The 18,802-nt window shown below is 70.6% G+C and carries 17 protein-coding genes and 1 other RNA gene; 2 read left to right on the forward strand and 16 right to left on the reverse strand.

What is annotated here, in order from left to right; genetic code table 11:
* Positions 1–32 precede the first annotated feature (32 nt).
* From murD to rnpB, 9 genes are all read right to left on the reverse strand, one after another.
* Positions 33–1,448, reverse strand: coding sequence for a UDP-N-acetylmuramoyl-L-alanine--D-glutamate ligase (gene murD, locus BR39_RS0101725; RefSeq protein WP_029907307.1), 1,416 nt, complete (start codon positions 1,446–1,448; stop codon positions 33–35).
* A gap of 13 nt (positions 1,449–1,461) precedes the next feature.
* Positions 1,462–2,577 carry a phospho-N-acetylmuramoyl-pentapeptide-transferase gene (gene mraY, locus BR39_RS0101730; RefSeq protein WP_029907308.1) on the reverse strand — a complete coding sequence of 372 codons (1,116 nt, stop codon included), beginning with the start codon at positions 2,575–2,577 and terminating at the stop codon, positions 1,462–1,464.
* Positions 2,577–3,965, reverse strand: coding sequence for a UDP-N-acetylmuramoyl-tripeptide--D-alanyl-D-alanine ligase (gene murF / locus BR39_RS0101735; RefSeq protein ID WP_029907309.1), 1,389 nt, complete (start codon positions 3,963–3,965; stop codon positions 2,577–2,579). Before murF ends, mraY begins: the two co-directional genes overlap by 1 nt.
* On the reverse strand, positions 3,958–5,415 hold the full coding sequence (locus tag BR39_RS0101740; RefSeq protein ID WP_029907310.1) for a UDP-N-acetylmuramoyl-L-alanyl-D-glutamate--2,6-diaminopimelate ligase: 1,458 nt from the start codon (positions 5,413–5,415) through the stop codon (positions 3,958–3,960). The genes murF and BR39_RS0101740 overlap by 8 nt, the downstream gene beginning before the upstream one ends.
* Entirely contained in the window at positions 5,412–7,166 is a 1,755-nt protein-coding gene (locus BR39_RS0101745; protein ID WP_029907311.1) for a penicillin-binding protein 2, read from the reverse strand. The genes BR39_RS0101740 and BR39_RS0101745 overlap by 4 nt, the downstream gene beginning before the upstream one ends.
* On the reverse strand, positions 7,163–7,621 hold the full coding sequence (locus BR39_RS0101750) for a cell division protein (protein WP_029907312.1): 459 nt from the start codon (positions 7,619–7,621) through the stop codon (positions 7,163–7,165). Before BR39_RS0101750 ends, BR39_RS0101745 begins: the two co-directional genes overlap by 4 nt.
* Complete coding sequence (gene rsmH / locus BR39_RS0101755; RefSeq protein ID WP_051695066.1) at positions 7,618–8,613, reverse strand: 16S rRNA (cytosine(1402)-N(4))-methyltransferase RsmH; 996 nt, start codon at positions 8,611–8,613, stop codon at positions 7,618–7,620. Before rsmH ends, BR39_RS0101750 begins: the two co-directional genes overlap by 4 nt.
* On the reverse strand, positions 8,610–9,077 hold the full coding sequence (locus BR39_RS0101760) for a division/cell wall cluster transcriptional repressor MraZ (RefSeq protein ID WP_029907314.1): 468 nt from the start codon (positions 9,075–9,077) through the stop codon (positions 8,610–8,612). Before BR39_RS0101760 ends, rsmH begins: the two co-directional genes overlap by 4 nt.
* Before the next feature lie 318 nt (positions 9,078–9,395).
* Positions 9,396–9,776, reverse strand: an RNA gene (rnpB, locus tag BR39_RS25600) — RNase P RNA component class A.
* Positions 9,777–9,918: 142 nt separating this feature from the next.
* On the opposite strand from rnpB, the gene BR39_RS0101765 reads away from it, so the two are divergent.
* Positions 9,919–11,028, forward strand: a complete 1,110-nt coding sequence (locus BR39_RS0101765) for a hypothetical protein (protein WP_029907315.1) — start codon at positions 9,919–9,921, stop codon at positions 11,026–11,028.
* On the opposite strand, the gene BR39_RS0101770 is transcribed toward BR39_RS0101765, so the two are convergent.
* From BR39_RS0101770 to BR39_RS0101780, 3 genes are read right to left on the reverse strand one after another with little or no spacing between them, the layout of a single operon-like run.
* Entirely contained in the window at positions 11,019–11,621 is a 603-nt protein-coding gene (locus BR39_RS0101770; protein ID WP_029907316.1) for an FMN-binding negative transcriptional regulator, read from the reverse strand. The genes BR39_RS0101765 and BR39_RS0101770 overlap by 10 nt on opposite strands.
* Positions 11,621–12,340, reverse strand: coding sequence for an N-acetylmuramoyl-L-alanine amidase (locus BR39_RS0101775; protein ID WP_029907317.1), 720 nt, complete (start codon positions 12,338–12,340; stop codon positions 11,621–11,623). Before BR39_RS0101775 ends, BR39_RS0101770 begins: the two co-directional genes overlap by 1 nt.
* Complete coding sequence (locus tag BR39_RS0101780; RefSeq protein WP_029907318.1) at positions 12,337–13,230, reverse strand: DMT family transporter; 894 nt, start codon at positions 13,228–13,230, stop codon at positions 12,337–12,339. The genes BR39_RS0101775 and BR39_RS0101780 overlap by 4 nt, the downstream gene beginning before the upstream one ends.
* A gap of 200 nt (positions 13,231–13,430) precedes the next feature.
* Between BR39_RS0101780 and BR39_RS0101785 the strand changes: the two genes are divergently transcribed.
* Positions 13,431–14,912, forward strand: coding sequence for an NAD(P)/FAD-dependent oxidoreductase (locus BR39_RS0101785; protein ID WP_029907319.1), 1,482 nt, complete (start codon positions 13,431–13,433; stop codon positions 14,910–14,912).
* 82 nt (positions 14,913–14,994) lie between these two features.
* Here BR39_RS0101785 and BR39_RS0101790 read toward each other — a convergent pair whose 3' ends face one another.
* The 4 genes from BR39_RS0101790 to BR39_RS0101805 all read right to left on the reverse strand — a co-directional run bounded on the left by BR39_RS0101790 (position 14,995) and on the right by BR39_RS0101805 (position 18,789).
* Positions 14,995–16,017 (reverse strand): tetratricopeptide repeat protein, encoded by a 1,023-nt coding sequence (locus tag BR39_RS0101790; protein WP_029907320.1) that lies wholly within the window; start codon positions 16,015–16,017, stop codon positions 14,995–14,997.
* A 103-nt stretch (positions 16,018–16,120) separates the two neighbouring features.
* Positions 16,121–17,263, reverse strand: coding sequence for a M23 family metallopeptidase (locus BR39_RS25580; RefSeq protein WP_051695068.1), 1,143 nt, complete (start codon positions 17,261–17,263; stop codon positions 16,121–16,123).
* Between the two features lie 46 nt (positions 17,264–17,309).
* Positions 17,310–17,963, reverse strand: coding sequence for a DUF3052 family protein (locus BR39_RS0101800; protein WP_029907322.1), 654 nt, complete (start codon positions 17,961–17,963; stop codon positions 17,310–17,312).
* A gap of 1 nt (position 17,964) precedes the next feature.
* Positions 17,965–18,789, reverse strand: a complete 825-nt coding sequence (locus tag BR39_RS0101805; protein ID WP_029907323.1) for a crotonase/enoyl-CoA hydratase family protein — start codon at positions 18,787–18,789, stop codon at positions 17,965–17,967.
* Positions 18,790–18,802: the final 13 nt, after the last annotated feature.

An 18,802-nucleotide genomic window follows, 5' to 3' on the forward strand; every position in this document is an offset into this window, starting at 1 on the left:
CCGAACCTTTCACCCGAAGGCGATGGCGCGCCTTAGGCCCTCTTCGCCGAAGCCGGCGCCCTGCCCAGGCCGTTGACCGCCGCGCGGAAGGCGTCGCCCCGCTGCTCGAAGTCGGCGAACTGGTCGAACGAGGCGCAGGCCGGCGACAGCAGCACGATGGCCTCCTCGCCCGAGGCCGCGGCGTCGGCGTAGGCGGCGGCGACGGCGGTCTCGATGTCGCCGCACTGGCGCACCGGGGCCTTGCCCTCCAGCGTCTTGCCGAAGTCCTCGGCCGCCTGGCCGATCAGGTAGGCGCCGGCCACGCGCGGGAACAGGTCGACCAGATCGTCGATGCCGCCCGCCTTGGGCACGCCGCCGGCGATCCAGTAGAACTTCGGATAGCTGGACATCGCCTGGCGGGCGGCGTCGGCGTTGGTGGCCTTGCTGTCGTTGACGAAGCGGACCTTGCCGATCTTGCCGACCGTCTCCATCCGGTGGGCCAGGCCCGGGAAGCTCATCAAGCCGTCGACCGCCTGCTGGGGCGAGATGCCCAGGGCGCGGGCGGCGGCGTAGGCGGCCGCGGCGTTCTGCCAGTTGTGGCGGCCCGGCAGGCTGCGGGCCCGCAGCAGGTCGACCATCTCGGTCACCCGCTCGCCGGTAGCGTCGTACAGCACGCCCTGCAGGGCGTAGACGCCCCGGCCCATGGCCTTGCCGGCGCTGATCGGCCAGATGGTGCGGCGGTTGGCGGCGGTGATCTCGGTGCAGATCTGCTGGCACCAGGGATCGTCCACCCCGATGATCGCGGTGTCGCCCTTGCCCTGGTTCAGGAAGATCCGGCGCTTGGCGGCGATGTAGCCGTCCATGCCGCCGTGACGGTCCAGGTGGTCGGGCGAGATGTTCAGCAGCACGACGGCGTCGGGCTTGAGGCTGGAGGTCAGGTCCAGCTGGTAGGACGACAGTTCAAGCACATACACGGCTCCGCCGTGCATATCTTCCAAGCCCAGCACGCCCTCGCCGATATTGCCGCCCACCCGCGTGTCGCGGCCGGCCTGGCGGCAGACGTGGCCGATCAGGGCCGTGGTGGTCGACTTGCCGTTGGTGCCGGTGATGGCGACGATCTTGGGCTTCTTGTGATCGGGCGCGGCGTTCACCGTGCGGGCGAACAGCTCGATGTCGCCCAGCACCTCGACCCCGGCGGCCTTGGCCTTGGTCACCGTCCAGTGCGGCTTGGGATGGGTCAGGGGCACGCCCGGCGACAGCATCAGGGCGGCGAACTGGCTCCAGTCGGCCGTGTTCAGGTCGACGACGCTGAGGCCCTCGGCCACGGCGGCCTCGCGGCTGGCCTGCTTCTCGTCCCACAGCGCCACCTTGGCCCCGCCGGCGATCAGCGCGCGCGCGGCCGTCAGCCCCGTCCGGCCTAGGCCGAACACGGCGACGGTCTTGCCCTCGAAACCGCGGACCGGGATCATGGCGCGCCCTCTCCTATCTCAGCTTCAGGGTGGCGAGGCCGACGAAGCTGAGCATCATCGACACGATCCAGAACCGGACCACGACGGTGCTCTCGGCCCAGCCGAGCTTCTCGAAATGGTGGTGGATCGGCGCCATCAGGAAGACGCGCTTGCCGGTCCGCTTGAAGTAGGCGACCTGGATCATCACCGACAGCGCCTCGGCCACGAACAGGCCGCCGACGATGCCCAGCACCAGCTCGTGCTTGGCGCAGACCGCGATCGCGCCCAGGGCGCCGCCCAGGGCCAGGGAACCGGTGTCGCCCATGAAGATCTTGGCCGGCGGGGCGTTGTACCAGAGGAAGCCCATGCCCCCGCCGATGATCGCGCCGCACACCACGGCCAGCTCGCCGACGCTGGGCACGAAGTGCAGGTTCAGATAGTCGGCGAACTTGTAGTTGCCCACCAGGTAGGCGATCAGGCCGAAGGTCGAGGCGGCGAACATCACCGGCACGATGGCCAGGCCGTCCAGGCCGTCGGTCAGGTTCACGGCGTTGGAGAAGCCGGCGATCGTGACCGCGGCGAAGGCCACGTAGAACCATCCCAGATTGATCACCAGGTTCTTCAGGATCGGGAAGACCAGCGAGGTCTCCAGCCCCGGGGTCATCTGCGACTTGGGCGCGAACAGGATCAGCGCCACGGCCGCCAGGATCGAGACCACGAACTGGGCGATCAGCTTCTGGCCGCTGGAGAGGCCGGCGGTCGTCTGCTTGGTGACCTTGGCGTAGTCGTCCATGAAGCCCAGCACGCCGAAGGCGGCGGTGATGCCCAGCACCATCCAGACGTGGACGTTGCGCAGGTCGGCGAACAGCAGCGAGCCGACGAACAGGCCCGCCAGGATCATGAAGCCGCCCATGGTGGGCGTGCCGGCCTTCTCGGTGACGTGGCGGGCGATGCCGTCGGTGCGGATCGGCTGACCCTTGCCCTGCTTGGCCTTCATCCAGCGGATGAAGCGCGAGCCCATGGCCACGGCCACGAGATAGCCCACCAGCATCGACATGCCGGTGCGGAAGGTCAGGTATTTCAGCAGGTTGAGCACCGGGATGTGCTCATGCCCGCCGCGCGAGAGCCAATCGTAGAGGAAAAACAGCATCAGCCCTGTCCTTGGAGGTCGAGCGCGCCCAAGGCGGAGGCTACGACCCCCGCTTTGGACCCATTCGATCCCTTCACCATCACCACGTCCCCCGCCCGCATCGCCGAGGCGACCTGAGGCGCGAGCTCCGCAGCGTTCTCGGCGTAGCCGCCCCGCCGAGTCGGCGGAAGCGCTTCCCATAAAGATTTCATTAACGGACCGGCGCAGAACACCAGGTCGATGTCGGCGGCGGCGATCGGGGTGGCCAGGTCGCCGTGGAAGCGGGCGGCCTGCGGGCCCAGCTCCAGCATGTCGGTCAGCACGACGATGCGCCGGCCGGCGACCTTGCGCGCGCCCAGCGTGGCCAGGGCCGCCTGCATCGAGACCGGGTTGGCGTTGTAGCTCTCGTCCACCAGGGTGAAGGTCCCGCCGGGCACGTGGACGGTGCGCTCGGCGCCGCGCCCCTCAATCGGCTCGAACTCGGCCAGGGCCGCCAGGGCGGTGTCGCGGTCGACGTCCAGGGCCTCCAGCATCAGCAGGACGCACAGGCTGTTGAGGCCCCAGTGCACGCCGGTCTGCAGGATCGGGAAGTGGATGGTCTCGCCGCGCACGATGGCGGTGATCTGGGCCCCGTGCACGCCGGCGGCGAACACGGTCAGCTGGGCGGTGACGCCCTCGCCGGTGCCGAAGCTCCAGACCTGGGCGCCGGCCTTCTCGGCCTCGGCCTTCAGCAGGGCGAACCAAGGATTGTCGGCGTTCAGCACCGCCACGCCGTTGGGCTCCAGCCCGGCGAAGATCTCGGCCTTGGCCCGGGCGACGCCCTCCTCGCCGTCGGCGAAGTTCTCCAGGTGGACCGGACCGACGGTGGTGATGGCCACGGCGTGCGGCCGGATGAAGTTCGACAGCGGCACGATCTCGTCGGCGTGGTTCATGCCGACCTCGAACACCGCCCGCTGGGTGTCGCGCGGCATCCGCGCCAGGGTCAGGGGCACGCCGATGTGGTTGTTGTACGACTTGACCGAGGCGTGGGCCTTGCCCGCGCGACGGAGGCCCGCCTCGACGGCGCGGGTGACGCTGGTCTTGCCGACCGAGCCTGTCACCGCCCCGCGGCGGACCTGGGGCGCGCGCTCACGGGCGGCGACGCCCAGGCGCTCCAGGCCCCGGAAGGTGTCCTCGACCAGCACGGCCGGAACCGCGACCGGCTTGGAGATCAGCGCCCCGGCCGCGCCCTTGTCGGCGGTCTGAACGACGAACTCGTGCCCGTCCCGCGCGCCGGTCAGGGCCACGAACAGGTCGCCGGGCTCGATGCTGCGGCTGTCGATCGACACGCCGGTGGCCTCGAACTCGCCCAGCACCTGGCCGCCGGTGGCGGCGGCGATCTCGTCGGCGGTCCAGAGCACGCTAGACATGAGCCGGCTCCAGCGCCTGGGCGGTCTCGGTCACGTCGTCGAACGGATGGTTCACGCCGGCCACCAGCTGGCCTTGCTCGTGGCCCTTGCCGGCCACCACCAGCACGTCGCCGTCGGCCAGCAGGGCCGCGCCGGCCCGGATGGCCTCGCGGCGATCGCCGTATTCCTTGGCGCCCGGCGCGGCGGCCAGGATGGCGGCGCGGATCGAGGCCGGTTCCTCAGAGCGGGGGTTGTCGTCGGTGACGATGGCCACGTCGGCCAGGCGGGCGGCGATCTCGCCCATCAGCGGGCGCTTGCCGCGGTCGCGGTCGCCGCCGGCCCCGAACACCACGATCAGCTTGCCGCGCGTATGGGGGCGCAGGGCCGCCAGCACCGTCTCCAGGCCGTCCGGCGTGTGGGCGTAGTCGACATAGGCCTCGCCGCCGCGCGCGCCGGTCCCGACGCGCTGCAGCCGGCCGGCCGCGCCTTCCAGGTGCTCCAGGGCCGCGATGGTGGCGTCCAGGTCCTCGCCCGTGGCCAGGACCAGACCCGCCGCGACCAGCACGTTCGAGGCCTGGAAGTCGCCGGCCAGGGGCAGCAGGATGTCGAACACCCGCTCGCCCGCCGCGATCTTCAGGCGCTGGCCCTGCGGCACCGGCGTGCGCTCGACCAGCTTCAGCCCCTGCCCGTCATGGCCGACCGACAGGATGGTCTGGCCCGAGGTGACGGCGGCCGAGGCGAAGGCCGGGAAGGCGTCGCTGTCGGCGTTCAGCACGGCGGTGCGGCCGCGCGGCAGCAGGGTCTCGAACAGCCGCAGCTTGGCCGCGCGGTAGCAGCCCATGGTGCCGTGATAGTCCAGGTGGTCCTGGGTGAAGTTGGTGAAGCCGGCGGCGGCCAGGCGCACGCCGTCCAGGCGGCGCTGGTCGATGCCATGCGACGAGGCCTCGACCGCCAGGTGGGTGACGCCCATCTGCGCAAGCTTGGCCATCATCTCGGCGACGTCGGCGGCGTCCGGCGTGGTCAGGCCCGGCGGGGTCAGTTGCAGGTCGGGCTTGCCGGCCTCGCTGACCACGACGCCCAGGGTGCCCATGCTGGCGGCCTTGCGGCCCAGGCGGGCGTAGATCTGGCGGGCGAAGCCGGCGACCGAGGTCTTGCCGTTGGTGCCCGTCACCGCCACGCAGGTCTCCGGCTGCACGGCCCAGAACTGGCTGGCGGCCAGGGCGTAGGCGCGGCGCAGGTCGCCGGCGTGGACCACCGGGACCGACAGGCCCGTCACGTCGTCCGGCGCCAGCACGGCGGCGGCGCCCGAGGCGATCGCGCCGGGGATGAAGTCGCGGCCGTCCACCTTGCTGCCCGGCAGGGCCGCGAACAGGAACCCTTCACGCACCTTGCGGCTGTCGGCGGTGACCCCGGTGATCACGGGATCGACCTCGCACGGCCGGTTCAGGATCTGCGAAAGGGTCTTGCTCAAAGTCCCGCCTCCGAAGCGGCTTGCGGCTGCTGGGCCACGGTGAAGATGTCGCTCTGGCGCTTGACGCCCAGGAACGGCGCGATGCGATCGATCACGCGGCCCGCGGCCGGCGCCGACACCCAGCCGCCGGTCGAGAAGCCGTGCGTTTTAGCGTTGCCCTTGGGTTCGTCCAGCAGCACCAGCACGAAGTAGCGATCGGCCTCGATCGGGCCTTCCGTCGGGAAGACGGCCGCGAACGATGAGACCTGGCGTTGGTGGTTATAGCCCCGAATGGCCGGATCGTACTTCTCGCCGGTGCCGGTCTTGCCGCCCACCGACAGCCCCGGGATGTTGGCCGACTTGCCGCTGCCGCCGGTGACGTTGGCGCGCATGATCCGCAGCATCTGCTGGGAGGTCTCTTCCGACACCGCGCGCGGGCCTTCCGGCCGCACGCCCTGGGCCATCTTGTGGATGGTCAGGGGCTGCAGCGTGCCGCCGTTCAGCAGCGCGCCCATGGCCTGGGCCAGGGCCAGCGGCGAGACGTTGATGCCGTGGCCGAACGAGGTGGAGGCCACCGCGTCGTCATCCCACTTCTTCGGGGTCAGCGGACGGGCCGACTCCAAGAGCTCGATCTTGGCCGGCTTGGTCAGGCCCAGGGCCGTGAAGTAGCGGGACAGGCGCTCGCCGCCGATCCGCTCGGCCAGGATGGCGGTGCCGATGTTGGACGAGTGCTGGAACACCTCGACCAGGGTCAGGATCTTCTTGGCGGCGTGGAAGTCGTGGATCGTCCGGTAGCCCAGCTTGAACGGCTCGCGGGCGTCGAAGGTCGAGGCCGGGGTGGCCGCGCCGGTGTCCAGGCCGATGGCCACGGTGAACGCCTTGAAGGTCGAGCCCATCTCGTAGACCGTCGCCGCGGCGTGGTTGGTCATCTGCTCGCTGGACGCCTGGTTCAGCTGGTTGGGGTCGTAGTCCGGGAAGCTGGTCATGCCGAGGATCTCCCCGGTATGGACGTTGGTGACGATGCCGACGGCGTCCTTGGCCTGGAACTCGATCGCGGCCTTGCGGACCTCGTCCTCGAGCGCCGCCTGGACGCGCAGGTCGATCGACAGCGGGATCGCGCCGTCCGGCCCCTTGGCGGCGGCCTCGCGGACGTCCTTGTCCAGGGCCTTCTCGGCGCCCGACAGGCCCTTGCCGCCCTTGTCGACGAAGCCGATGAAGTGGGCGGCGCTGGAGCCCAGCGGATAGACCCGGGCGGCCTGCTCCTCGAACTCGACGCCGGGCAGGCCCAGGTCGAAGATCGCGTCCTTCTCGGCCGGGGTCATGCCGCCGACCACGAAGCCGCGACGATCCGAGAACACGGCCTTGTCCAGGCGCTCGACCGGCACCTGCGGCAGGGCCTTGTGCAGCGCCTGGCGGGTGGCCTTGGCGTCCCAGACGTCCTTGGGATTGATGTAGAGGGCGTAGTGGGTCAGGTCGACGGCCAGCAGCTGGCCGTTGCGGTCGACCAGGTCGCCCCGAGCGCCGTCGGTCGAGGCCAGGTAGCCGTTGCCGCCCACCTTGGAGAACACCGCCGCCCAGGTCGCGCCCAGGGCCAGCACGGTGAAGGCCAGGCCGAAGATGGCCATGACGAAGAAGATGCGGATGCGGGTGTCGTCTTCCGGACGCGCGGCGGCGCGCGAGCGCTCGAAGGCGTGCTCCAGCCGCCAGACCCGTTCGATCAGCCAGCGCCAGGCGCGCGGCGCGCCGCCGGGGGCGAGATTGGCCAGGCTCATCGCGGCGCCTCCCCGGAGGTCTGGCCGGCGGCCTGTTCCGGCGACGGATAGTCGTCCGGCGTCGCCTCAGGCGCCTCGGCGGCGGCGGCGGCGTCGTTCGCGGCCGCCGTCGGCGAGGCCGGGGCGTGGGCGACCGGCGCGTGGCGCGCCACGTCGATCAGGGCGTCCTCGGTGGTCTCGTGCTCGGGGCTGATCGGGGTCAGCCCCAGCTGCTGGGCCAGCATCTCGATGCGGCGCGGCTGCTCCAGATAGGCGACCTCGGCCTTGAGCAGGCGGACGCGGATCTTCTCGTCGTCGATCTGCTGCTCGACCTCGGCGATCTGGGCGCGCTCGCGGCCGGCGAAGGTCTTGGCCATGTAGACGCCCAGCACCAGGACCAGCAGGACCGTCAAACAAACGAGTTCGACCACCCGGAAACCCCGCACGCGGCGGTCGAAGATGCTCGACAGGCTCATGCGGCGCTCCAGACCGGAGCCGTCGTGCGCACGGCGGCGCGCAGCTTGGACGAACGGGCGCGCGGATTGACCGCCAGTTCCGCCTCGCCCGGCGCGATCGCCTTGGACGAGGTCAGCTGGAAGCTGGCCGGAGCGCCCTTCTCGACCGGCGGCGCGTGGCGCGACCCGCCCGGCGTCTTGCCGGCGCGCTCGGCCAGGAAGTTCTTCACGATGCGGTCTTCCAGCGAATGGAAGGTGACCACCGCCAGGCGGCCGCCCGGCTTCAGCACGCGCTCGGCGGCCAGCAGCCCGGCCTCCAGCTCCTCCAGCTCGGCGTTGACCGCGATGCGCAGCCCCTGGAACGAGCGGGTGGCGGGATGGACCTTGGCGCCCTTGCGGCCGCCCAGGGCGCGCTCGATCACGGCGGCCAGGTCCAGGGTGCGGGTGAACGGCTGCTCGGCCCGGCGCTTGACGATGAAGCTGGCGATGCGGCGCGAGGCGTGCTCCTCGCCGTAGACGTAGAGGATGCGGGCCAGCTCGACCTGGTCCAGCTCGTTGACCAGGTCGGCGGCCGTCGGACCGTCCGCGCCCATGCGCATGTCCAGGGGACCGTCGCGCATGAACGAAAAGCCGCGCTCAGCCTCGTCGAGCTGCATGGAGGAAACGCCGAGATCCAGGGTGACGCCGTCGACCGACGCATCCTCGAAATACTCGGTGATTTGCGAGAAACGATCCTGAATCAGCCGAAAGCGACTTTCAGTCGCGGGAGTATCGGCCGTCGCGGAAAATTCAGCCGCGAAGCGAGCGACGCTGGGATCGCGGTCGAAGGCGACGACCGAAGCGCCCGTGGCGAGGATCGCGCGGGTGTAGCCGCCGGCCCCGAACGTGCCGTCCACGACCGTGTCGCCCGGGCCCGAGGCCAGAGCGGCGACGACCTCGCCGAGCAGCACCGAAAGGTGAGGAGCGCCGTCGGCGACTTGGCCAAAAACGGAGGGGGTTTCGAGATCGCTCACGCCGCGCCCCCGATCCGGGCCGTGCGCTGTTGGGCGCGCATCGCCGCCAGGCCTTCGCGGGCCAGTTCGCGCTGGGCCGAGCGGTGGGCCTGGAAGGCCTCGCGCGACCAGATCTGGAACCGCTCGCCCAGGCCGACCACCGCCACCCAGTCGGTCAGGCCGAACATCTCGCACAGGGTGTCGGGCAGGGTGATGCGGCCGGCGGTGTCGAACGACAGCCGCGCCACGCCGCCCAGCACGCTGGTCTCCAGGGCCGAGCGCAGGGGATCGCCGAACGGCAGCTCGTCGATCACGCCCTGGTAACGGTCGAACAGGCTTTTTCCGCCAGCTTCCAGGCAGTCGGCCTCGATGGAGGGGAAGCAGAAGATCCCGTCGAAGGGGCCCGAGAGCGCAGCGCGGAAGTCCTGCGGCACGACGATGCGCCGCTTGCTGTCCAGCTGCTTCTCGAACGTCGAGAGGAACACCCCACTACCCCTGTTTGAGCCCGCCGCCGGACGCCCTGCCACGATCGCCCCGGCAGAAGATGGGTTAACATGGGATTGATTGGGATACAATGACACCAACGGCTGTTTAGCCGTCAAAACCAAGGTGTTGTGGGAGTCTTTCACAGACCCACAAAATCTATCCACAGAACATACATGGAACTTGTTAAGACTTAACGGCCGCTAGACTCTGTCCAGCGCCTTGAAGGGCATGGGGTTGCACGGCTCAGCCGACGCCGATGCGGGGAAAAGTGGGGCTCGATCCCATTTTCCGCGCGCCCCGCGCGCAGGCGGGGCGAATGGACCAGACGGTCTGTAAGCCGGGTTCTGTCTGACGCCCGAAGACGCGAGACGGCCATTCCTCTGGACCGCCCATTGCTGGACGGTTCTCGCGACCTACCCGGACCCTCTCAGCCAGTGACGGCCTATCCGACGCGAGGCCGGCGCGGGGTCCCTATTCGGTCTTGCTCCAGGCGGGGCTTGCCATGCCGTCCCTGTTGCCAGGTCCGCGGTGGGCTCTTACCCCACCCTTTCACCCTTCCCGCCCCGAGGGGAGGAGGTTTGCTTTCTGTGGCGCTATCCCTGGGATCGCTCCCGGCGGGCGTTACCCGCCGCCTTGTCACCGTGGAGCCCGGACTTTCCTCGACGCTGCGAGAGCGCCGCGGCCGTCCGACCGTCTGGTCCGGGGCCTGTTTGACGGTTGGATGACGGCGGGTCAATCGAAGATCGGCGAGAACCGGCCCAGTTTCGGGCGCACCGATCCAAGGTTGCGGGCAAAGCTGGACCGTTCCATCATCGCCGGGAGACAAAGGGGGAGCCGTCCATGGCGATACGAGGCGCGCCGAACCTGACGCCGCTTCCGCGCGGGGCCGTCTTCGCCCTGGTGGCCCTGATGCCGGTCCTGCTGCTCGGCGGCACGGCCGCGATCGCGGTGGACGATCCGACCGAGAACATCCGCCCGAGCGAGACGTCCGACCTGTCGCGGATCGGCGCCACGGCCTTCGCCGAGGGCCGGCTGTGGCTGCTGGCCGGCGGCAAGCTCAGCACGGTCACCGAACGCGGCGGGGCCCGTGTGGCCGAACCGATCGACGGCAAGGCGGTCGCGATCTGCGCCCGGTCTGGGCGGTTGTCGGCGCTGACGATCGACTCCGACGGCCGCTGGACGCTGCGTCGCCGGCAGGCCGGAGGCTGGGCGGACACGGCTCGGATCTCGCCGGCGACGGACGAGTACGTCATCGGCCTGGCCTGCGACGGAGCGGGCGCCGTCCTGCTGACCGACCGCCGCCTCGTCGAGACCGGCGAACGCCCGCCGCGTTCGGTGGCGCTGCAGGGCGAGCCGCACGGCGGGGTGACCCACGCGCTGCTGATGGTCGGCGACCAGTTGCTGGTCGGCGCCAACGCCGGCGAATGGGGCGGCGGCCTGCAAAGGATCGATCGACGGACGGGGCGGATCGTCGACCTGGAGCGCAACGACACCGGCGAGCCCTGCGACGCCGTCCTCGACCGCCGGTGCACGCCGGTGAACGCCCTGACGCCCGCGCCCTGGAAGCCGGGCTGCGCGGTGGCCGCCGTCGGGATGGTCCACATGTTGTCGCGCGGCGGGCTGGTGGAAATCTGCGGCGACCGGATCGAGCCGATCTACGCCAAGCCGCTGCCCGGCCCGTTCGACCGGCCGGGCAAGCCCCCGCTCGACCAGGTCGCCTTCTTCGGCGCGAGCCAGGTCGGCGACACCGTCCTGGCCGTGGGGATCGACGGCCTCTATCAGCTGCGCGGCCGCCGGATGGTGGCGTTCACCCCCCTGCCCAAGTTCCGCGCCGTCGACGGCGTGCGGGTCAGCTTCGCCCGGCCGGGCGCCGTGCTGGCCCTGACCGACATCAATCAGAGCGTCTCGCTGTCGGGCAGCGTGCCGCTGCTGGCGACGCGTCAGGACTGACGCATCCGCTCCGCCAGCGGGTCATCGCCCAGCGCCGCGATCACGCCGGCGCGTTCGGCTGCGGTCTTGTTCTGGCCCAGCTTGAAGGTCCCCTCCAGCCGCTCGACGGTCAGGCGGCAACCGACGATCCCGCGGATCAGCCCCTCGAAACGGGCCGGGGTCATCTTGTCGCGCGTCCAGGGTTTCTTGGGCGAGAGCCGCCCCTCCTCCTGGGCCGACAGGTCGTCGAGCAGGACCAGGGTCTCGTCGGCCGACAGCGGGGCGACCAGGCCCTCGGCCTCGGCCGAGACATAGTTCCAGGTCGGCACCTGGTCGTCGGTCCCGTACCAGTCGGGGCTGACATAGGCGTGCGGGCCGGTCGCCAGGGCCACGGCGCGGAAGCCCTGCACCAGATGCGGCGCCAGGGCGTTGGCGCGCGACAGGTGGAAGTCCAGCGCCACCTCACCGAAGTCGAGCTCGCGGACCACCACCGGCGCCTGGGCCACGAACGGCAAGCCGCCGACCGCGGTGGCCAGGGTCACGAAGCTGTGCTCGCGCACGAAGGCCAGCAGGGCGTCGCGATCGTCGACGTGGAAGGCTTTCGCCGGATGCATCAGCCCGCCGCCCGCAGCAGGGCCACCAGCCGCGCGCGGGTCTCGCCGTCGGCGACGCCGTCGAAGCGGGTCTGCAACCAGTGGCGCTGGAAGGCGGCCACAACGGTCTCGGTCCACTCGTCGTACTGGCCCGAGGGCGCGCAGTTGTAGCCGAGGCGGGTCAGGCCCGCCTGCAGGGCGAAGACGCCGGTCCCCTCCTCGCCCCGGCCCAGCGGCGCGCCGGGCGACGGCGGCGGCTCGACCCACAGGCCGTGGCCAGCCTCGGCCAGGCGCTTCCATGGGAACAGTTCGCCCGGATCGATCTTGCGGCCGGGGGCGATGTCGGAGTGGCCCAGGATGCGGTCGTCGTCGATGGTCCAGCGCGAGCGGATGTCGGCCAGCAGGTTGATCACCGCGGCGATCTGGGCCTCGGGGAAGGGGCGATAGCCGAACTCGTGGCCGGGATTGACGATCTCGACGCCGATCGAGGCCGAATTGATGTCCTTGACGCCCTTCCAGAAGGCGGCGCCCGCGTGCCAGGCGCGGCGCTCCTCGGGCACCAGGCGGAAGACGCGGCCGTCCTCCTCGACCAGGTAGTGGGCCGAGACCTTGGCCTCGGGATCGCACAGGCGCTCCAGGGCCGCCGGGCCGGTCTCCATGCCGGTGTAGTGCAGGATGACGCAGTCGGGGACGGCCTTGCGCGCGTCGAAGTTCGGCGACGGGGCGTCGATGAACGTCATTGGGACCGGTTCCTCGTCAGCATCAGCAGCGGCATCACCTGGTTCTTGCGCAAGGCGATGATCAGCACACCCATTAGCGCGAGCAGCGTGCCGATTCCCATCCGGGCGTCGAAATGATCGTGCGTGATCAGGACGCCCAGGCCAATGGTCATCAGCGGGGTCATCAGGGTCAGCGGCGCGATCAGGTTGGCGTCGTGGCGCCCGATCAGGCCGTAATAGGCGGTGTGGCCCAGCACGGAGACGATCAGGGCCGAGAACAGCAGGGCCGCCAGGAACGGCAGGCCCGCCTTCCAGGCCAGGTCCACCGCGCCCGGCTCGGTCAGCAGGCTCATCAGGCCCAGCGGCAGGATCGAGGTCGCGCCGACCCAGGCCTGGAACTGCAGGGGTTTCACGCCCTCGATCTGCTTCATCATCACCGCGCCCAGCGAGCCGGTGAAGGCCGAGGCGACGATGAACCACAGGCCCGGCGACAGCTGCAGGCCGTGCGGGTTCCACATCACCACCACCGCGCCGCTCAGGGTCAGGGCGATGCCCAGGCCGCGCTTCCAGCGCACCTTCTCGCCCAGCATCAGCATCGACAGCAGGGTCGTGAACGGCACGCCCAGCTGGATCACCACCGCCGAGGCCGAGGGCGAGGCGGTCTTGAAGCCCATGAACAGCAGGGCGAAGTTGCCGGCCCCCATCAGCAGGCCCACCGTGACGATCCGCCAGGGCGGGCGCGGGGCCGGCAGCAGCCACGGCAGGGTCACCGCCGCGACGATGGCGAACCGCACCGCCGCGTAGAACAGCGGCGGCACGCCCCAGTGGGCGACCACGATCTTGGAGATGATGTTGTTGCAGGCCCAGACCAGGCAGACCAGGACCAGCACGCCGAAGTCGCGCAGGGACATGGCTTGAGCGCATACGCGGGTCGAACACCTGTTTGCAACGAAAAGCGCCGCGCCCGCCCTTCGGAGCGACCACGCGACGGCGTACCGAGGTTTCGATGTCGCAGTTGACGTAACGGCTAAACGGTCGTTTGTTGGTGAACAGCGTTCACATATTATGAGCGTCCGGATGAGCCGGACCCGGGCGCAAGGGTGGAAGCGGGATGGCCATCGAGCATTTCGACGTACTGATCGTGGGCGCGGGCCTGTCGGGCATCGGCGCCGCCTACCACCTGAAGCGCGACTGTCCGAAGAAGACCTACGCCATCCTCGAGGCGCGCGACGCCATCGGCGGCACCTGGGACCTGTTCCGCTATCCGGGCATCCGGTCGGACAGCGACATGTACACCCTGGGCTACGCCTTCAAGCCGTGGCGCGAGGCCAAGGCCATCGCCGACGGCCCCTCGATCCTGAAATACGTGCGCGAGACCGCCGACGAGAACGGCATCACCCCGCACATCCGCTACGGCCACAAGGTCAAGCGGGCCAGCTGGTCGTCGGAGACCGCGACCTGGACCGTCGAGGCCGAGCACGACGGCAGGACGGTGAAGGTCAGCTGCAATTTCCTGTCGATGTGCAGCGGCTACTACAATTACGACGCCGGCTACACGCCCGACTTCCCGGGCGTCGAGCGGTTCCAGGGCCGACTGGTCCACCCGCAGCACTGGCCCGAGGACCTGGACTACGCCGGCAAGACGGTGGTGGTGATCGGCAGCGGCGCCACGGCCGTGACCCTGGTGCCGGAAATGGCCAAGGACGCCGGCCACGTGACCATGCTGCAGCGCTCGCCGACCTATGTGGTCTCGCGCCCGGCCGAGGACGGCATCGCCAACTGGCTGCGCGCCAAGCTGCCGGCCATGACCGCCTACAACATCACGCGGTGGAAGAACGTCGGCATGCAACTGCTGTTCTTCAACATCGCCCGCAAGAAGCCGGAGAAGACCAAGGAACGGCTGCTGGGCCTGGTGCGCGAGCACCTGGGGCCCGACTACGACATCGAGACCCACTTCACCCCGCGCTACAATCCGTGGGACCAGCGGCTGTGCCTGGTGCCGGACGCCGACCTGTTCGACTCGCTGAAGGCCGGAACGTCGTCGGTGGTCACCGACCAGATCGAGACCTTCACCGAGACCGGCATCCTGCTGAAGTCGGGCCAGACCCTGGACGCCGACATCATCGTCACCGCCACCGGCCTGCGCATGCAGCTGCTGGGCGAGATGGAGATGGTGGTCGACGGCCAGCGCATCGCCCCGCACGAGACCACCAGCTACAAGGGCATGATGTTCAGCGGCGTGCCGAACCTGGCCTCGACCTTCGGCTACACCAACGCCAGCTGGACCCTGAAGGCCGACCTGACGGCCGAATATGTCTGCCGCCTGCTCAACCACATGGACCGCACCGGCACGACGATCTGCACGCCGCGCCTGCCCGAGGGCGGGATGGAGATCGAGCCGTGGCTGGACTTCTCGTCCGGCTACGTCCAGCGCGCCCTGAAGATCCTGCCCAAGCAAGGCGCCAAGACCCCCTGGAAGGTGCACCAGAATTACGCCCTGGACCTGGTGGCCCTGCGCTACGGCAAGGTGGACGACGGCACGATGGAGTTCTCCAAGGCCAAGGCGCCGGCCAGGGCGAAGGCGGCGGCGTAGACCGGGGACATGCGCTCGCGCGTGTCCCCAAGAGGCGCGGTGCGGAATTTGGGGACACGCACAAGTGCATGTCCCCGGCCTGTCACTTCGTCTTCTTCTTCGTCACCGAGACGTTCGCCGTCTTGAAGCTCTGGAGCACCTTCAGGGCGTATTCGGCGCGGGTCTTGACCTCGGGCCGGGGATCGCGTTCCAGGGCCGCTTGGTACCAGAGCTCGACCACCTCGATGTCGGCCATCGGTATGCCGCCCTTGAAGGCGTAGGCGCCCGGCCCCGGCTTGCGCCCGCCGGTGATGTCCGAGAACAGCTGGTCGGCCACCAGGATGCAGACGGCCTGGTCGCCCGCCTGCTCGGCCTGGCCCCACAGCTCCAGCGCCTTCTTGGTGTCCTGCTTGCCGCCTTCGCCGCTGGCGTACAGCTGGCCCAGCTTGCGGGCGGCCATCAGTGGGTTCTGCTTGGCGGCCATCTCGTACCACTTGCGCGCCTCGGCCGGGTCGCGGGCCACCACCGCGCCGGTCAGGTAGGCAGAGCCCACGACCAGCTGGGCGTCGCCGTCGCCGGCCCGGGCGGCCTCCTTGCACAGGGCCACGCCCCGACCGACCGTCGCCGTGTCGGCCATCAGCATCTGGCCCAGGCCGCACTTGGACTTGGCGTAGCCCATCTGGATGGCGCGGCCGTAGGCGGCCTCGGCGCCCTTGAGGTCGGGCGCGCTCCCCGTCAGGCCGTATTGCAGGCAGCGGGCGCGCAGGTGCATGGCGTCGGGCCGCTGGTCGGCGGCCTTGGCGGCGTAGGCGCAGCCGCGCGGCGGGTCCGCCGGGATCTTGCCCCGCCCGACCACGAACAACAGGCCCGCATAGGCCTGGGCGTCGGCGCGGCCGCCGTCGGCCAGGGCCGCGAGGGCCTCGGGCGAACCCGTGGCCGCCTTGTCCAGCGCGGCCTTGAGATCGGCGTCGGGCGGCGGCGGCGTCCAGGCCTTGGCCGCGGTCTGGGCGAAGGCGGGCGGGCCGCCCGTCAAGAGGATCAGCCCCGCGAGGAGGAAGAGGCTGCAGGCGGCGAAGGGCGCTCTGGCGATGCGGAAGGCGATCGCGGGCGCGCGGGGCGCGGTCATCGGCGTGGACCCCTGGACGGACGCGCCAGCCTAGCTGGCCGCGCCCCGGCTCCCCATCAGGTGGATCACGCGGGCGACGCGGGCGAAGACCCGATGGCCCCCGCTAGGGCGCGAAGTCGACGACCGTGTTGGCGCCCGGCCACTCGGCCGCCCGATGCGGGTCCAGGCCCGTCGGCGGCGCGTCCCACCGCCGCGCGCCCAGACCGCCGACGTCGAGATAGCGGCCCAGCAGGGTGAACCGGTCGAGGGCGAACGGAACCCCCTCCCCGCCCAGCGGCGTGTCGCCGTCCGCGACGTGGAAATGCAGATGCGGCCCGGTGGTGTCGCCGGAGAACCCCAGCGCGCCGAGGACGTGGCCGCGCCGGACCCGGTCTCCGGCCTTCACCCGGACGCTGCCCAGCTTCAGATGTTCGTAGAAGGCCGTGCGCCCGCCCGGGAGGCCCAGGGCCACGAAGTTCCCCGCCGCGTCGCCGACGGCGTGCTTGGGGTTGCCGGCGATGCTGGCGCTCTCGGCCATGCCGTCGCGCACGGCCACGACCGTCGCGTCGGCCACGGCCAGGACGTCGGCGCCGTAGCCCAGGGCGTCGGCGGGGCGATCCTTGTCGCCGCGCGTGATCCGCCCCTGCTCGTCGACCCGCACGAAGTCGACCGCGAACCTCCCCGGGATGCGCGTCCGCCCGCCGACCGCATAGGTCACCCGGCGATGGCCGCGCGGCCACTCGGCGGCGTGCACCGCCGCCCAGGGACCGCCGGCCAGGGGCGGGCCGAGGACGACGGTCGCGGTCGCGTCGACCGCGATGTCGGGCCCAGCCACGACGAAGGTCGCCTCGCCGGTCGCGTAGTCGATGCGATGACCCAGCCGATGCGGAACCTCGCCCGGCGGCAGGTCCAGCTCGACGAAGACGATCGCGCGGCGGCCAGGCGCGGTGACCGCGTCCTTGCCGCCCGCCGGCACGGACGCCAGTCGCGCGGCCAGGGCCGGGCCCGCGAAGTCGCCGAGCACCCGGCCCGTGGCGGCGTCCAGAACCTGGAGCCGCCTCGGCTCCAGCGGCTCCTGGCTGAAATTGGTCAGGTGCAGTTCGTAGACCAGCTGCGCCCGCCCCTCGACGACGACCGGCGCGGGCGGCTTGGGGACGACGATGTCGAACGCCTCCCGCACCGGCGGCGGGGCTTCCAGCGGCCGCGCGACGACGGGCGTCGACGCCAGGACAAGGCAGGCGGCAAGGCGCGCGACGCGGCTTTTCATGGCGATCTCCCCGATAGGCCGGACGTGGTGTCGCCGCGCCGCCGGATCAATCCTCGTCGTCGAAATCCGCGTCGTCGTCCTCGACAGGGGCTGGCTTGGCAACCGCCCCGCCCTTGCGCCGCACGAAGCGCAGCGCCGTGTGGGTCTTGGAGAAGGCGCAGACCTTGGTGTCCACCAGGCCCCGTTCGCGGACCTCGGCCAGGATCTCGACGTCCTTCAGCGGCGCGCCCTTGCCCTTCTGCGCCACGATCCAGATCGCGCCCTTCGGCCCCAGCCCACCGATCAGATCTTCAAGTTGATCGAAATCGGCCAGGTCCTCGACGCCCAGGAACAGCAGGTCGATGTCTTCCCAGGCCTCGACCGGTTCGACGCGCGTGCGCAGCTCGGCCAGGAACTCCGGATCGTCGAGATTGGCGATCACCACCGTCTGGCCCGGCTTGACGCCCAGCTTGTCCAGGCGGCCCGGCGGGTTCTGGATGGCGTGCAGCCACTTGGCGGCCTGGCCGGCGTCCAGCGTGAACCGCGTGCCGTCGCTCAGCACCAGGTCGTCGCCCTCGGCGCGCAGGCCGCGCAGGGCGTGGCCCTGGAAGTTGCCCTCCACCGCGCCGCGGAAGATCAGCTTCGGCGGCTCCCACAAAAGCTTGCCCGGCCCCTCGCCATCGCGGAGCTGACCCCAGACGCCCTTGGCTTCCCGGCCCATCTCAAGCGCCCTTGAACACGGGAGCGCGCTTCTCGAGGATGGCGTCGACGCCCTCCATGTGGTCCTCGGTGTGGTGCGCGATGGCCTGGGCCGAGGCGCTCATCTCCATCAGGGTGTCGTAGCTGGCGGTCGTGCCGTGTTTGAGCAGGCTCTTGGCCATGCGCAGGGCGTGCGGCGGCTGGGCGGCGATCCGCTCGGCCAGGGCCATGGCCTCGTCCATCAGGGTGTCGGCCGGCACGCTCCTGCTGACCAGGCCCCAGGCCTCGGCCTTGGCCGCGTCGATGACGTCGCCGGTGAACAGCAGCTCGGCCGCTCGGCTCATGCCGACGGTGCGCGGCATCAGCCAGGCGCCGCCGTCGCCGGGGATCAGACCCAGCTTCAGGAAGGTGACGCCGAACTTGGCGGTGTCGGCGGCGATGCGGATGTCGGTCATGCAGGCCACGTCGCAGCCCAGGCCGATGGCCGCGCCGTTGACGGCCGCGATCGACGGGACCTCCAGGCCGTAGATGGCCCGCACGATGCGGTGGATGTTCTTGCGGTAGCCGTCGCGCACCTTGACGCCGTTGCCGCCGAACGCCCCTTCCCGCGCCTTCATCGCCTTGACGTCGCCGCCGGCCGAGAAGGCCCGGCCCGCGCCGGTCAGGATCACGCAGCGGATGTCCTGGTCGTCGTTGATCGCCTCGCAGGCCGCCGCCACCTGGTCGCCGTCGCCCGGCGCGCCCAGGGCGTTCAGGGCGTCGGGACGGTTGAGGGTGAGGATCGCGACGTGACCGCGCTTCTCGGTAAGCACCAGGGGCGATAGGCTTTGGGGGGTGTCTTGCGACATGACGGGGCGCTCC

The sequence above is a fragment of the Caulobacter sp. UNC358MFTsu5.1 genome (genome assembly GCF_000712075.1).
In the GTDB taxonomy this organism is placed as follows: domain Bacteria; phylum Pseudomonadota; class Alphaproteobacteria; order Caulobacterales; family Caulobacteraceae; genus Caulobacter.